The sequence below is a fragment of the Actinokineospora spheciospongiae genome (assembly GCF_003182415.1).
Lineage (GTDB): Bacteria > Actinomycetota > Actinomycetes > Mycobacteriales > Pseudonocardiaceae > Actinokineospora > Actinokineospora spheciospongiae.
Window position 1 is genome coordinate 44,060 of record NZ_QHCP01000007.1, and the last position, 14,156, is coordinate 58,215.

At 64.1% G+C, this 14,156-nt stretch carries 9 protein-coding genes; 7 read left to right on the forward strand and 2 right to left on the reverse strand.

Going from position 1 to position 14,156, the window contains the following annotated elements; genetic code table 11:
* Positions 1-43 precede the first annotated feature (43 nt).
* Positions 44-931 carry an AfsR/SARP family transcriptional regulator gene (locus tag DFQ13_RS19710; protein WP_035277585.1) on the forward strand — a complete coding sequence of 296 codons (888 nt, stop codon included), beginning with the start codon at positions 44-46 and terminating at the stop codon, positions 929-931.
* A gap of 1,122 nt (positions 932-2,053) precedes the next feature.
* Here DFQ13_RS19710 and DFQ13_RS19715 read toward each other — a convergent pair.
* Positions 2,054-2,356, reverse strand: a complete 303-nt coding sequence (locus DFQ13_RS19715) for a hypothetical protein (RefSeq protein WP_110080851.1) — start codon at positions 2,354-2,356, stop codon at positions 2,054-2,056.
* A 5-nt stretch (positions 2,357-2,361) separates the two neighbouring features.
* A complete protein-coding gene (locus DFQ13_RS19720) occupies positions 2,362-2,655 on the reverse strand; it encodes a hypothetical protein (protein WP_110080852.1) in 294 nt (97 codons plus the stop codon).
* Between the two features lie 822 nt (positions 2,656-3,477).
* Here DFQ13_RS19720 and DFQ13_RS34455 point away from each other — a divergent pair.
* The 6 genes from DFQ13_RS34455 (at position 3,478) to DFQ13_RS19745 (ending at position 14,039) form a co-directional block, all read left to right on the forward strand.
* Complete coding sequence (locus DFQ13_RS34455; protein ID WP_146241285.1) at positions 3,478-3,570, forward strand: winged helix-turn-helix domain-containing protein; 93 nt, start codon at positions 3,478-3,480, stop codon at positions 3,568-3,570.
* An 825-nt stretch (positions 3,571-4,395) separates the two neighbouring features.
* Positions 4,396-7,491, forward strand: coding sequence for a helicase-related protein (locus DFQ13_RS19725; RefSeq protein ID WP_219994520.1), 3,096 nt, complete (start codon positions 4,396-4,398; stop codon positions 7,489-7,491).
* Positions 7,488-8,270 carry a DUF4391 domain-containing protein gene (locus DFQ13_RS19730; RefSeq protein WP_181400064.1) on the forward strand — a complete coding sequence of 261 codons (783 nt, stop codon included), beginning with the start codon at positions 7,488-7,490 and terminating at the stop codon, positions 8,268-8,270. Before DFQ13_RS19725 ends, DFQ13_RS19730 begins: the two co-directional genes overlap by 4 nt.
* A 50-nt stretch (positions 8,271-8,320) precedes the next feature.
* On the forward strand, positions 8,321-10,321 hold the full coding sequence (locus tag DFQ13_RS19735) for a site-specific DNA-methyltransferase (protein WP_146241287.1): 2,001 nt from the start codon (positions 8,321-8,323) through the stop codon (positions 10,319-10,321).
* Positions 10,322-10,328: 7 nt separating this feature from the next.
* Positions 10,329-13,508: a restriction endonuclease gene (locus tag DFQ13_RS19740; RefSeq protein WP_110080854.1), complete on the forward strand. Its 3,180-nt coding sequence runs from the start codon at positions 10,329-10,331 to the stop codon at positions 13,506-13,508.
* A 147-nt stretch (positions 13,509-13,655) separates the two neighbouring features.
* Positions 13,656-14,039 carry a hypothetical protein gene (locus DFQ13_RS19745; protein ID WP_110080855.1) on the forward strand — a complete coding sequence of 128 codons (384 nt, stop codon included), beginning with the start codon at positions 13,656-13,658 and terminating at the stop codon, positions 14,037-14,039.
* Positions 14,040-14,156 lie beyond the last annotated feature (117 nt).

Genomic DNA, 14,156 nt, shown 5'->3' on the forward strand with positions numbered 1-14,156 from the left:
CCCTGATGGCTGGTGCATACGGTGGCCACGAAAGGATCATCCGATGTCTGTAGTGATGTACCAGTCGCAGAACAACCACACAGGGAGAAGCCCGATGATGCCGTACGCGTCGACGACCGAATCGGTCGGCGGAGCCGTCGACGACAGCCAGGTCTTCCTGAAAGTGCTCGGACCGGTGCGCTTGTACCGCGGCCCTGTTGCGCTCGACCCAGGACCGGTCAAGCAGCGCCGCGTGCTGGCCGCCTTGGCGCTCCGGGCGAACTCCACCGTCCTGCGCGATGAACTGGTGGAGATGGTGTGGCCCCAGAGCCCGCCGCGATCAGCGGTGAACCTCGTGCACACCTACGTGGCCCGGTTGCGGCGAATACTCGAACCGGGGCATCGCCGTCGCGGCGACTCCCGCTACATACAGTCCACCGGAGGCGGCTACCAGTACGACGCCGATTCGGAGCACCTCGACCTGCTGCGGTTCGAGCACCTGCGCACTCAGGGCTTGGTCGCCGAGCACCGAGGTGACCTGCATGTCGCACTGGAGAAACTGCGAACTGCCCTCTCCCTGTGGGAAGGCGGCGTAGCGGCGGACATCGGAGTGGGAGAGGACCTCCACTGGCCCACTCTCCCCATACGGCTGCGCTTCGGTTCCACCGCCGTCGAACTGACCAGGGTGGCGGCGCTGCAGGGCGAACTGCCTGCCACCGTCCCCTTCCTGGCGACCGCCACCCATCACGAACCCCTGGACGAGACACTGCACATCTGCTTCATGCTCGCCCTGGCCGACAGCGGGAGACAGGCCACCGCCGTCGGCGTCTATCACGAACTGCGTGACAGGCTCGGCAGCGAGTTGGGCGTGGAACCGGGCCCGAACGTGCGCGAAGCCTTCGAACACATCCTGCGCGACGAACTCCCCGCCACAACCCTGCTCGCCAGTTGACAACGCCGCTTCGCCGAACAGTGCGACCCGCGGCAATCGTCAGTGGGGTGCGATGGTGCCGACGACAACCCGACGCGCGGAAAGGCCCGGACCATGGCCGGGAGGCCACCGGCGGCGATGATCGCCTGGGTCACCGTGAGCGAATCCCGCCCGGTCAGCTGGACCGGGATCAGCTGCTCGACCTCAGTGCGCACGGTGGTCCTGAGCTGCGCGTTCGCCTTGCGGATCACAGCTTTCTCGCCCACGAAGTCCTCGGAGAGGCTCGACCCGTGAGGGCTGATCGGCCAGAGGATGCACGGGGCGTTGAGCAGGTCGCGGCGGACGTTCTTCGTGAACGGCACCAGCACCGGCGCGTCGCAGGTGGTGAACCGGCCGCCGGGGTCGTGCCAGATCTCGATCTGGTGTTGAACAGGCTTGCACCCGCCGCAACTCTGAATCGATGACACCCGCTTGCCGTCGTGCACGACGGTGACCGAGCGGGAGTTCTGTCGGAGGCGCTGTCGGTTCTCGAAATCGCGGCCAAGCCCCGGTGACCGCGAAAGGGGGCCGTCGCCCGGGGGCTCCGGGCGACGGTCCCGGGAACGGCCTGCCAGCCCAGGGGGCGGTACTTGAGCGACAGGCGCGGCTGCGCTTCGTTGCCGTAGCGGCTGACCACGGCCAGGTACTCCTGGTCCGCTGACCAGGCGAGGCCGCGTGGCAGCAGTGCCTCGCCGCCGTCGAGGGTGATCGTGCGGGTCGGGGTGGCGCCGCCTGTCGGGTAGATCAGGAGGTCGGTGGCGGAGGTGCCGGTGACCACGTGCGCGTTGCCGGGTGACAGGGCCACGAACAGCCGGGGAGTCGTCGGCGCTCAACTCCAGCCCGTCGGTCCCCGCCTGGTTCGGAATCGTCCTCCGCGCCAACCCGTTGAAGTCGACCACCACGACACTGTTCGACGACGCCCCCCGGACACGAACACCTGCCGGTGCGCGGCATCGACCACCACATCCCCGAACCCGGACAACGGCAACCCCGACGTGCCCGACGCCCGCGGGCACCACCACCGACGCCGCCGCCGTCAGCAGGGCCCCAGCCCGGCCAGCACCCCTCGTCTCGTACTCACCCCTTCGGTCCCCGACAGGCGCATCAGCTCGGCGCCGCCCCCACGCATTCGACGATCAGGTCGTAGAGCTCGAAATTGGCTTCGTAGACCCGCTGCCGGACCGGCTCCGAGTAGGACTCGGCCACGGCCTGGCTCACGGACACGATGTCCACCAGCACGTTCACAGCCAGCTTGGGAATGGCCTCGGCGTCGCGCCACTCCGGTGCGCAGTCGCGCAGTACCGAGACCAACCTGTCGTACAGGTCCTCCTTGAAGCCCTCGTTCGACCGCAGGGCGACGATGTAATCACCCCACGCGTCCATCAGCCGATCCGCGATACCGGTCATCTCACTCAGACCTTTCCCAGCCACCTGACCGCTCCCGACGGGACGAACCCCTCAAGCAGGACCTCTTCCGAGTTCTCCGCCAGTCGATTCGCGGTGGCGCCCCGGATGCCCCCCGCGGCACAGGCCGCCTGCGTCGAGGCGTCGATCACCCGACCGCCGAACTCGTCGAGGTCGATCCGCACCGCCCTGCCCTCGTTCCACTCCTCCAGGACGCCCACGTCCTTCGTCGTGGAAATGTACCGCGACGTGAAACCGGGCTTGCTGCCGTTGGAGACGCGCCCGCCGGGCAGGCAGCTCATGTTCGGGTTCTTCGCCCTCACCCCTCGGCCGGTCGTCGGCGGAGTCGAGGTTGCGATAGACGACATTGCGACCGGATCCGCTGTCGCCCGCAGCCTTGGTGGCGCTGTTGCCGCTGCCGGCCTTCGGAGACGGTTTCGGGGTCGGCCACCTTGGCGTTGTCGATCGCCGTGTCATGGGGGCTGTAGACGCGGACGACGAACCACCAGTCGCAGATGGCGGTGTCGGATGGAAGGGGCGAAAGCGGAGATCGCAACGCGCTTGACCCGACGACAAGTGCACCGAGCCGACCGCAGTGAACGTCAACCGAGAGTGTTGATTTACGTTTCCCCAGGTCAGGCCGTGATCGGGGCACGTCTGGGGGTCAAGGGGTCGCAGGTTCGAATCCTGTCAGCCCGACGGTCATCAGACGCCCGTCGACTCTGGAAGAAATCCCAGGTCGGCGGGCGTTTTGATCTCTCCCGGACCGCACGGTGTTGATCGTTCCCTGTAGAGGAAAAGATCATCCTACCGGCCGGTAAGGAGAAAATTGGAGATCAACTCCTCCTGCTGGCTGTTGATCTCGTTGAGGGGTCAAGTTTGATCTTCTCGATCGGGTGATTTTCGCCAACCTTCCCGAACCTTCCGCATCCGCCCAGGTCAGACGCGTAGCCGAACCCGCTTTCGGCCCGTTGGTCGTGGTTGGTCACCGTTGGGTCAGGATGGCGGCGGCGTCGGTGGGTTGGCCTTCGGTGAGGTCCGATCACGCATCATCGGCTCAAGTCGGTGTCTACCGGGCCGGTGTTTGCTCGACATGATCAGGACGCCCCTGTCGCCCCGGCCCTGTGAGACTGCCGATCCGGCTGGTGGTCGAGATCCACATGACCGAGCAGGGCGTGGGGCTGTGGCTCCAAAGGCACGGGTTCACCCCGCAGTGACCGGCCCGACGTTCCTACGAACAGCAGCCCGCCGCGGTGCGGGCCTGACTAGACGAGGACTTCCCGGCGATTGAGGCACGTGCGAAGACCGGGGGGCGGCGATCGCGTGGGTCGAGCGGTGCGGACTGCGCTCCGATACCGCGCCACCGGGTCGGTCCTGGGCGCCGAAGGGCCGCACGCCGGTGGTGCGGGTGAGGCGGGAAACGGCTGCGGTCAACGTCATGTCCGCGGTCGCCCCGTGGGCCGCGTTGTGGTTCACCGTGTTCACCGCCACCCATGTTCACTACATTCCTTGACCGCATGGCCCGTCAGGCAGATCGGGAGGTCCACGTCATCGCCGACCGGCACCCGGTGCACCGAAGAAGACCGTCCGCGCCTGGTCGCAAGCCAACGCCGACTCGGTCGAGCCGCACCTGATGCCCGGCTACAGGACCCGAACGCAACCCCGAGGTAGTTGCTCAGGCGCCGACCTCAAGCGCAACGTCAACACGTGACGAGCCCGCAACGTCGACCGGCTCGCGCATGAGACCCAGCGCTTCCTGCGCCACCGTCAACACCAGCCGCACATCGTCCGTGGCTGCTTCGGGGCCCCACACGTCCGCTACGCCATCATGTAGGCAACTTAATACTTTTGACTCAATAAGATCCGGTGTCCGGTCTTCGAGGACAACCTCAGAACCCCTAGGATCGATGTCTAGACGCCACCCACGCAAATCCTGACGGGTGGTCAAGACTTCAGCACCGGTGAGGACTAACATGGCAGACGCAGGGGCCGTTGGACCGATCGTCGACAGCCTTCGTCGCCACCTCACCGGAGCGACAAGCGTGGACGCGCTCAGCGAGTCGTTCTCGGTGTTTGTCTACGACGCGATCATGAAGGGCGCCTCAGACATTTCGTCCCGCCTGCTCCTGTGGGATGGCTCACTGGACTCGTACCCGCTTAATGGCCTAGGCAATGAACACCACCTGCGTGCCAAGCTGGACCAGCATCGAATCGCCATGGATTGTGCCGAGTGGGCCAGAGAACGACTGCAGGTTCGCAGGTTGACGAGGCGTACCCGGCGCTCGTGGGTGAGTGTCAATGGGATGTTCCCGTACGCCGTGAGCGGCTCTGGCCTTGACGCCGAAGGGCTCGGACTGGTGCCGTCGGACGACCTGATCTTTCCGGAGGAGATCAGCGATGTCGCCGACGTCGAACGACTTGCCGCGAATTTCGAAAAAATCTGGCACAACGAGCATGCTAGCGAGGACGCGCGCGAGCGGTTCTTGACAGCAATCGAGTTGCTCCATCGGGACAATCCGCCGGAGTCGGTCTATTTGCGAATTCTAATCGCACTTTTTGCGGACTTCGTGAGTGAGGCTGGCGACGAGACCGAGGAGCGCGGCAAGACCGGATTTTTCGACACTGAGGTGTGGCGAAAGCTCTATAAGTTCCAGCGCGATGGCGTGCTCGGCGCCATTCAGAAGCTGGAACTCCACAACGGCTGCATTCTTGCCGACAGCGTCGGTCTAGGCAAGACCTTTGAGGCCTTGGCCGTCATCAAGTACTACGAGTTGCGCAACAATCGTGTCCTTGTGCTAGCGCCGAAGCGGCTACGGGAGAACTGGACGATCTTCCGTGCCAATGATGCCCGCAATCCGCTACTCGCCGACAGGTTCGCCTTCGACGTGCTCAACCACACCGACCTTAGCCGTGCCGAGGGCAGGTCGGGTGACATCGACTTGGCCCATGTCAATTGGGGCAACTACGACCTGGTCGTCGTCGATGAATCCCACAACTTCCGAAATAACCCGCAGCTCAAGGGTCACGTCACCCGCTACCAGCGGCTGATGGATGAAGTCTTCAAGTCAGGGATACGGACGAAGGTTCTCATGCTCAGTGCCACCCCGGTGAACACCCGCTTGGCCGATCTGAAAAACCAGGTACTCTTCGCCACCGAAGGTGTCGACGATGCCCTCGCGAGCAGCGGCATCAGCTCCATCGAGCAGACACTGCGCAAGGCGCAACTTCAATTCACGACCTGGCAGAAAAGCGACGCAACTACCAGGTCGACCAAGTCGCTGGTCGGCGTGCTCGGCATGGATTACATCCGCCTCCTCGATCTGGTCACAATCGCCCGCTCTCGCAAACACATCGAAAAGTACTACGGCACGGTGGACGTCGGGAAGTTCCCTGAGCGACTTGCGCCGGTAAACCTTTCACCGACGATCGACATCGACGGTCGATTGATGCGACCCGAGCAGCTCAACGATACGCTCCTCATGCTCAACCTGGCCGCCTACCGCCCGACCTCCTATGTGCTGCCCAGCAAGGCGAAGAAGTACGCCGAGCTCTACGACCAGCGACTGCGCACCGGTGGCGCCCGAGTATGGCGGCAGTCCGACCGTGACGCCAACGTCGTTCACCTCGTTCGAATCGGGCTGCTGAAGCGGCTGGAGTCGTCGGTGGCGTCGCTCACCCGCACTGTGGCGAAGATCCTCGGCAAGGTCGATGCAGTGATCACCAGGGTGGAGGAGTACGACGCCGCAGGTGACACCGGCGTCTCCATTGAGAGCCTGGACGACGTCGGTGATCTCGATGATCAAGAGTTGGAGGACGTCATCGGCGGCACTTTGAAGGTGTTGCTGGCCGACATCGACCGCCCTGCCTGGCTCCAGGATCTGCGCGACGACCGGGACCGGCTAAGCGTGGTATTGACCGATATCGAGGCCGTTAACCCCGGTCGTGACGCCAAACTCTTGGCACTCAAAGACGTACTCCGACAGAAGGCAGAGAAGCCCACCAACGAGGGAAGTCGGAAGGCGCTGGTTTTCACCGCCTACTCCGACACTGCCGACTACCTCTACGCCGAAATAGCCAGCTGGGCGCGTTCGGAGCTCGACCTGCATGCCGCGCTCATCACTGGTACCAGCAACAAGAGCACTCTGGGCACGCGAAACGACATGCACAGCCTGCTGACGGCATTCTCGCCCCGTTCGAAGGGCGGCGACCCAGCTGCCGAGCAGATTGACATCGTCATCGCCACGGACACCATCTCCGAGGGGCAAAACCTTCAAGACTGTGACATGGTCGTCAACTACGATATCCACTGGAACCCAGTCCGCATCGTGCAGCGCTTCGGCCGCGTCGACCGCCTCGGCACCACCAACAAGTCTGTGCAACTGGTCAACTTCTGGCCCGACATCGACCTGGACACCTACATCAACTTGGAGAAGCGCGTCTCCAGTCGAATGACCCTCCTCGACGTGTCGGCCACCGGTGAAGAAAACATCCTCGACGCCGAAGCGATGAACGACCTGGACTACCGCCGCAAGCAGCTCGAGCAGATGCAGAACGCCGCTCCGACGATGGAGGACCTGGCCGGAGGGCTGAGCATCACCGATCTCACCTTGGGTGATTTCCGCATGGATGCCGCCTCGCGCCCGTGGCGGCAGCGCAAGGATCTGGCCGGCTGGCCCTTGGCGTTGTTCGGCGTCACCCGTTTCGATCAAACACTCGCCGCCGACGGGCTCACACCGGGCGCGGTCTTTCTGCTCCGGGTGCGGGGGGACGCAATCGCAATACCGGGCTCCTACCCGTTGGCTCCCCACCTGCTCGCCTACGTCGGGGACGACGGCGTGCTGGCTCATCCCATCGATGAGCCGAAGCTCGCCCTCGACGTCCTGCGCCGCCATTGCTTGGACCGCACGGAGCCCGATGCGGCCGCACTCTCAGCCTTCCATCGGACGACCATGCACGGCGCTCGGATGACCCACTACCGGGGCCTGCTCGACGTAGCCGTCACGGCGGCCTCCAGGCAGGCGACAGAGACCGCTGTGGCTTCCCTCTTCTCACCAGGGCCTTCAACCCTGGGCGCCAACGGCGGTGCCATCGGTCTCGATGCCGTCGATGTCGTCGCCTGGTTGGCGGTGGTGCCGTGAGCGAGAAGACCTCTCTGGACCCAGCGGAGCTCTTGGGTCTGCCCGAGCGAGCCCGACTCTCCGAGCGGCTCACGAAGCGGCTGCTGCGCGAACAGGTCGGCGGCGGCACGGGGAGCACCCCGGAAGGCAAGTTCGTCGACAGGGTCGTCGCCTCGGCACAAGTGGTCGGAATCCTCCGGCCGGAGACGATCCTGATACCCGCATATCGCGACCACGGCCGCGACGGGACTGACCGCCGGGAAGTCACCGACATCGCCGTCCTGCACCTACGTCTGAAGCAGAAGATCGCCCCGTCCGACCGACGGCGCCTGGTCGAGCTGGTCCAGCGGGCCATGCCCCGGCTCGTGGTGCTCTTCCTCGACGGTCCCGACCTGCCGGGCGAGCTGGCCCTCGCTCTCACCCACGTCAGCCGCACCGACCCCGAGAAGCGAACCTCGGTCATCGACGCCAGCATCACCGTCCCGGTGGCCGAGCTACCCGACGGCGTTCTCGATACCAACCGCCGCGACCGTACCAACCTGTGGGCGCTCTATCGCGACTTGGTGCGCATCGCCGCGACTGGAGGCCGTCCCGCGTCGGCCGCGCTCGGGACCGATGAGGCGGTGCGGTTGCACCATCGGCTTACCGCTCTCCAGGCGGAGCTCGACGCCGTCACGCGGGAGGCGAAGCGCGCGAGGTCGCAGCAGTCGCGCATCACACTCAACACCACGGCCAAGGCGTTGAGGCAGCAGGTCGCTACGGTACGTACCGACCTCTACAGTGCCGACCCATCGAAGTGATCCGGCGAGACCCCACATCGCCGATGCACGACCCCGGGAGAGACGACGACGTGACCGCGGACAGCAACCCGTTCGAGCCGATCAACGACAAGCGCGACCACCACGGCCCCGGAGAGGTGCAGGGCAACATCGACATCCTTGCCCGACTCTTCCCCGACGCCGTCGTCGACGGAAGGGTCGACCTCGACGTTCTGGCCGACCTGATCGGCCAGAAGGCCGACCGGAGCGGCGTGGAGGGCTTCGGCCTGCGCTGGCCCGGCATGAACGAGGCTCGCAGGCTCTCGGCCCAGCCAGCCACTCAGACGCTGCTCCCGCGCCCGGACGAGTCGGTGGACTGGGACACCACCCGAAACATCGTCATTGAGGGCGACAACCTCGAGGTCCTCCGGCTGCTGCGCCGGGGCTACACCGGCGCGGTCGACGTCATCTACATCGACCCGCCGTACAACACCGGCAACGACTTCGTTTATGACGACAGGTACACCACAAGCCGCGTCGAGACTGAGGAGGTTGCGGGGTTTCGTGATGAGAGCGGCACACTAGAGAACGGCCAAGCGTCCGATCTTGCCGCTGACCGCCGAGCCGGCGCATCGCGTCACTCGAAATGGCTCTCAATGATGTACCCCCGCCTTCTACTTGCTCATCATCTCCTCAAGGAAACCGGCGTCATTATTGTCGCGATAGATGATGTCGAGCACGCTCGGCTGAAGCTGTCGCTCGATCGCGTCTTTGGTGCCGAAAACTTGATCTCGAATGTGATCTGGCAGGGAGTAAAAAAGAACGATTCTCGGTATATTTCAGACAGTCACGACTACATGCTCATTTACGCAAAAAATGAGACCCTTCTGCGCAATCTCAACGTTCGCTGGCGAGCTAGGAAAAGCGGGATAGATGAGGTTCTCGAAGTTGCCTCTAGAATCTGGATAGAGTCGGATCAGGAAGAGGTGCAAGCGACAGAAAAATTGAAGGCGTGGTTTGCGGAGCAGCGGGGTCGGTTTACGGCGTCTCTTACGAACTACAACCGAATTGATGATCAAGGCCGGGTCTACTACGGAGACAACCTTCGTTCGCCCAATCCGCGCGAAAACCTGATGTATGATCTGCCTCATCCGCTGACAGGCGAGCCCGTAAGGCGTCATCCAAACGGCTGGGTGTTCTCCCGTGAAACAATGGAGAGAAAAATTGCCGAAGGTCGCATCCTCTTCGGGGCGGACCATACGACTCTGGCATACTACAAGCGCTATCTGGCAGAACAGACCGATGAGGTCACACTGTCAGTATTTGAACAGCCCCGACGTTCGGCATCGCAGGCGCTAGAGCGTCTTCTCGGTTCTGATATCTTCGAGTTTCCGAAGGACGTCGGCGTTCTTGCTCGATGGATTGACCTTGTCTCACAGTCTGATTCGAAGGCGCTGGTTCTTGATTTTTTTGCCGGCTCTGGCTCGACTGGTCATGCGGTGATGGACCTCAACGCGGCCGATGGCGGCAACCGCCGCTACATCCTGGTCCAGCTTGACGAGCCGGTGAACAAGGACGGCTACGCGACCATTGCCGACATCACCCGTGAGCGGTTGCGTCGCGCGGGTGCGCAGATCGCCGAGCAGCGGACGCTGGACGCGCAGGACATCGATACCGGCTTCCGCTCCTACAAGCTGGCCGACTCCAACGTGAAGCCCTGGGACGGTACCGCTGAGCTGGACCTGCGTGAGTCCGTCAACAACCTCGTCGGCGGCCGAAGCACCGACGATCTCCTGGTGGAGATGATGCTCCGACTGGGCATCGACCTGGTGACACCGGTAGAGACCAGGGAAGTCGCCGGGTCCACCCTCTACAGCATCGCGGGCACGCTGTACGCCTTCTTCGGTGGCGATCTAAACACCGCGAAGGCGGACGAAGTCGCAAGGGCGATCATTGGGTGGCGAGAGGAGGACCCGGTCGACTCCGACGTGACCGTCGTGGTCCGGGACACGGGTTTCCTCGACTCCGGGGCCAAGCTGAACCTCGCTGCGGCGCTGCGGCAGGCTGGCGTCACGACCCTGCGCAGCATCTGAGGCAGACATGAAATTCACCTTCGAGGCCAACCTCGACTACCAGCGCGCCGCCATCGGCGCCGTCACCGACCTCTTCCGAGGGCAGGACTCCCTCACGGGCCAGTTCACCGTCCGGGCGCGCAAGTCCCTGAAGGACGACACGCTCGGGCTGGACGAGGCCGACCTGGGGGTGCAGACCCTCGGTGTCGGCAACCGGCTGCGCCTGCACACCGATGTCATCCTGGCCAACCTGCACACTGTGCAGGACCGCGCAGGCATCGCCCACGACGAGCAGCTCAACTCGGTCAACTTCACCATCGAGATGGAGACCGGCACCGGCAAGACCTACGTCTACCTGCGCACGATGCACGAGCTCCACAAGCTCTACGGGTTCACGAAGTTCGTCGTCGTGGTGCCCTCTGTCGCCATCAGCGAGGGCGTGACCACCTCGATCGCCCTGCTGCGCGAACACTTCGAGGCGCTCTACCCCGGCCAGCGCCTCTCCTCGTTCCGGCTCGATGGCGGCAACCTCTCGCGGGTGCGCTCCTTCGCCACCTCATCAGGCATCGAGGTGATGATCACCACCGCCGCGGCGATCAACAAGGCCACCAACAAGGTGCATCAGCAGGTGGAGGACCTTGGCTTCGAAATCCCGATGGACCTGATCCGCAGCACCCGCCCCATCGTCATCGTCGACGAGCCGCAGAGTGTCTACGGCGATGACGGCAACCCGCGCAAGACGAAAGGCGCAGGCCGAGTCGCCATCGAAGGCCGGTTGCCAACCCCGGAAGACAGCACTGTCGGCAAACAGTCACTGGCAAAGGGCATGCACGCCACAGCGGTGCTGCGCTACTCCGCGACACATCCCCGACACGACAAGGCGAACCTCGTCTACCGCCTTGACGCGATCGCCGCATACGAGCAGGCCCTCGTCAAACAGATCGAGGTCGACTCCCTGGTCACCGAGGCCAGTGGCACCGCGCCCTATGTCCGCCTGCTCCAGACCAAGCGGACGGGCTCCACGATGAAGGCCCGTTTGGAGGTCGACGTCGAAGTCGGCAACCAGATCAAGCGCAAGGCTGTCGACGTGCCTGTCGGGGCCAACCTGGAGGACGTGACCGGGCGCGCACGCTACCGCGACCTCACCCTCGACGCGGTCAGTGTGGTCCTCGGATCGGAGTCGGTCCGCTTCGGTGACCTCATCGAGCTGAAGGTCCATGAGGCTGTCGGTGCGGAGATCAGCGTCGACGAGCGTGCTCGGCAGATGATTGCCCAGACGATCCGGCAGCACCTGCGCAAGGAGCAGGAGTTCGCCGCCGCGGGCAAAGCGATCAAGGTGCTCAGCCTCCTCTTCGTCGACTCGGTCGCGAAGTACCGCGTCTACGACGGTGATGGCGGGGCTCAGCCGGGCGAGTACGCGCGGATCTTCGAGGAGGAGTACGCGAGGATCGCCGCCGCGCCGGAGTTCCGCAGCCTGCTGGGGTCCGATCCCGCTGACGCGGTCGCGTGTCACGCCCATCAGGGCTACTTTTCCATCGACCGGTCCAAGGGCAAATCCGAGCGGCTTGTGGACACCTCGGAAACCAACGACAAGGGCCGCCAGCAGGCGAGTTTGGCCTACGAGCAGATCATGAGGGGCAAGGTTGAGCTGACCACTCCCGGCACCCCGATCCGCTTCGTCTTCACCCACTCCGCGCTGCAGGAGGGCTGGGACAACCCGAACGTCTTCCAAGTCTGCGTGCTTCGCACGATGGGCACTGAGCGGTGGCGACGGCAGAGCATCGGCCGTGGCCTGCGCATCTGTGTCGACGGCGACGGTAAGCGCGTCCCCGGCTTCGACGTCAACCGCCTCACGGTGATCGCGAACGAGTCGTACGAGGAGTTCGCGGAGCAGCTCCAACGCGAGCTCGCCGACGACCTCGGCATCGAGTTCGGCCGCGTGAGCATCGACGGCTTCGCCCGCCTCACCCACAAGCCCGCACCCGATGCCCGGCCGGTGCCGGTCGGGGACGAGGCCGCCCGTGCCCTCTTCGAGGCGTTGGCCGCCGCCGGGTATGTCGCGCCCAGCGGTAAGGGCGTCGCCAGGGTCGAGGACCGTCTGCGTGAGGCTGTCGCGGGTGACACCGAGGAGTTGCGCGCGCTCATCGCGGCGGCCGTTCCCAGTGCGACGGCTCGGATCGTTGTCCAGCGCCTTATCAAGCGGCTCGTCAAACCCATCGACGTCAAGAAGGCAGATAACCGGGTCTCCGTTCCAGTGGTCGGCGAGCGTCTGGAGAGCCCGGAGTTCCAGGCGCTGTGGGAGCGAATCAAGCACCGCACCCAGTTTCGCGTCAACGTCGACGAAGCCGGGCTGCAGGCGGCCATCGTCTCAGCTTTGCGCGCCCTGCCTCCGGTGCCGGAGCGCAAGGGAGTGTGGGAGACCACCGTCGTCAATGACATCGACCAGGGCGGCCTACGAAGCACCACCATGCGCAGCGAGCGGGTCGACGTGGTCTACGCGGACCGCGACGACTTGCCGGACATCCTGTCCGTCCTTGCCGACCGCACCCAGCTCACCCGCCGAACCCTCGCCCAGGCGTTGACAGAATCGGGCACGCTGGTGCAGTTTCAAAGGAACCCACAGGTCTATGTCGACCAAGCCACTCAAGCGATCAATAATGCGAAAGAACAGTTGCTCGTCACGGGCCTCCGTTACGAACTCGTCGACGACACCAGGCCCGATGCTGCCCGCCGGTACCCCCTCTCGATCTTCGCCGAGGCGGATCTCGCCGGCTACAGGGGCCCGGGCGGCAACATCGTCACCGGGGACGACGGCGAACTGCTCGCATTCGACGCCAAGTCGCCGTACAAGTACATCGTCGTCGACTCTGCTATCGAGCGCGCCTTCGCCATCGCACTCAAGCAGCGCACCGACGTCAGCACATTCGTAAAGCTACCTGCGGCATTCACCATCCCAACACCACTCGGCGACTACAACCCAGACTGGGCGGTCGTCATCAAGCGCCCCGACGGCAGCCGCTACTTGGTTTTCGAAACGAAGGGCTCGATCGATCCCGAGCTGCTGCGTCCGGTCGAGAGGGGCAAGGTTTACGCGGCGGAGTGCCACTTCAATGCAATTCGGGTCAACCTCGACCTCGACGACCTCCGTTACGCAAAGGTCGACAGCATGGACACGGCCAACGGTGTGATCGACGAGGTGTACGCATGATGGACTTCGATGCTGAACTGTCAGTATCCACAGACCTAAACCATCTTGCCGAACGGCGGCATGAATATGCCAGAGCCTGAACATCACCCCGCATACCCGCCACTATGAGGCGGTCCAGCAGATTTCCTCAACTACGACCCGACCTCGGTGGCGGACGCGCAAGCCAGGGTCGCCGTGTTCGTCCCGGTCGTCGAGGAGATCAAGACGTTGTTGCTCGAGGCGGGCTTTCCGATTCACCATGAAGACGCCAAGAGCCGTGAGGATCAGTCGGGTGTCCGCCTGTCGACCGACCCCGGCGTGGGTATCTCAGTCATGTGGAGATTGCCAGCTGAGCTCAACAACCGATTCAGGACCGCGGCTCGTGGCACCGCCGCGGACCCTGGGCTCGTTGCCCACTGGCAGACCGTCCAATCCGCCATGTCGAGGGCCTTGACGGAGATCCTACGGGTGAACGGATATCCGCTCGTGGTGGGCGAGAACGATCTCGCACCGGACGAGATCTACGTTCAGGGCGCACGTTTTCCTGAGTAGGTGAACTCAGGCCAGGGGAGAATGGCCTAGTGAACGTCGGCGTGCCGTTCGGTGCGCAGGCAGCGGCATTTCCTGCACGCCGTGAGCGACATATTGAAGCGAAAGTGATTGGTTGCC

What these genes read in the sequence shown, in the direction of transcription:
- DFQ13_RS19710 (WP_035277585.1), top strand. Translation starts at nt 44, where the DNA reads ATGTCTGTAGTGATGTACCAGTCGCAGAACAACCACACAGGGAGAAGC.
- DFQ13_RS19715 (WP_110080851.1), bottom strand. Translation starts at nt 2,356, where the DNA reads ATGACCGGTATCGCGGATCGGCTGATGGACGCGTGGGGTGATTACATC.
- DFQ13_RS19720 (WP_110080852.1), bottom strand. Translation starts at nt 2,655, where the DNA reads ATGAGCTGCCTGCCCGGCGGGCGCGTCTCCAACGGCAGCAAGCCCGGT.
- DFQ13_RS19740 (WP_110080854.1), top strand. Translation starts at nt 10,329, where the DNA reads ATGAAATTCACCTTCGAGGCCAACCTCGACTACCAGCGCGCCGCCATC.